This window comes from Acinetobacter sp. WCHAc060006, assembly GCF_004209135.1.
In the GTDB taxonomy this organism is placed as follows: domain Bacteria; phylum Pseudomonadota; class Gammaproteobacteria; order Pseudomonadales; family Moraxellaceae; genus Acinetobacter; species Acinetobacter cumulans.
This window is the reverse complement of record NZ_SGSS01000089.1, coordinates 1-864: the sequence shown is the minus strand read 5'-3', so window position 1 is coordinate 864 and position 864 is coordinate 1. Positions and strand designations below refer to the sequence as shown.

The 864-nt window shown below is 33.4% G+C and carries 1 protein-coding gene; it reads left to right on the top strand.

All coding sequences use genetic code 11. The features are described 5' to 3' along the window. Positions 1-81 precede the first annotated feature (81 nt). Positions 82-846 carry an IS5 family transposase gene (locus EXE29_RS17305; protein ID WP_004985728.1) on the top strand — a complete coding sequence of 255 codons (765 nt, stop codon included), beginning with the start codon at positions 82-84 and terminating at the stop codon, positions 844-846. Positions 847-864: the final 18 nt, after the last annotated feature.

Genomic DNA, 864 nt, shown 5'->3' with positions numbered 1-864 from the left:
TTTAGGGTCTGTTGACATTTTCTGTTCAAAAAAATAGCGAGAAAGTAAAATTTAATCGCCAAACCAAATTTACTTCTCGCTATGCCTCGTACAATGCTGAATGATCAACACTGGTCTAAGTTACTTTCTATTTTCCGAAATTTTAATATCTATTTCAAATCTAATTTGAGAAATTTTGTCGAAGCAATACTTTATAGAATAAGAACAGGCTGTCCGTGGCGTGATTTGCCTAAGGAATTTGGTTCGTATAACTCAATCTTTAAAAAATATAATCGTTGGTGTAAAAATGATAAGTTAATGAAAGTATTTAAATTAATTTCTTCAAATGCTGATGTGGAATGGGTTTTTATTGATGGTAGTCATGTTCGGGCACATCAACATTCTGCTGGAATAAAAGATCAGGATATTTCTAAAAGCATTGGTGGCAATAGTTCTAAAATACACTTAGCTGTTGATGCGGATGGCAATCCAATCGAAATTATTATCTCCGATGGAACGACACATGATGTCAAGATTGCTCCCAAAATGATTGAAAAACTAGATTTGAGTGAAACGGAAGTGTGTTGTGCAGACAAAGGATATGACTCTGAATCATTAAGAGAACAAATATCTGCGAAAAAAACTAAAGCGAATATTCCAAGAAAATCAAATACCCAGTCAAATAATGACCATATGGATTGGTATTTATATAAAATCAGACACTTAGTGGAGAATGCATTTTGTAGGTTAAAGCAGTTCAGAGGAATAGCAACACGATATGATAAGTTAAAGTGTAGCTATGAGGGTGCAGTTGCATTAGCTTGTATATTTATTTGGCTACCTTTATCGGGTAAATTCTATACTTGAAATGTCAACAGACCCTAA

Coding starts and splice junctions, on each gene's coding strand:
- EXE29_RS17305 (WP_004985728.1), top strand. CDS start 82: ATGCCTCGTACAATGCTGAATGATCAACACTGGTCTAAGTTACTTTCT.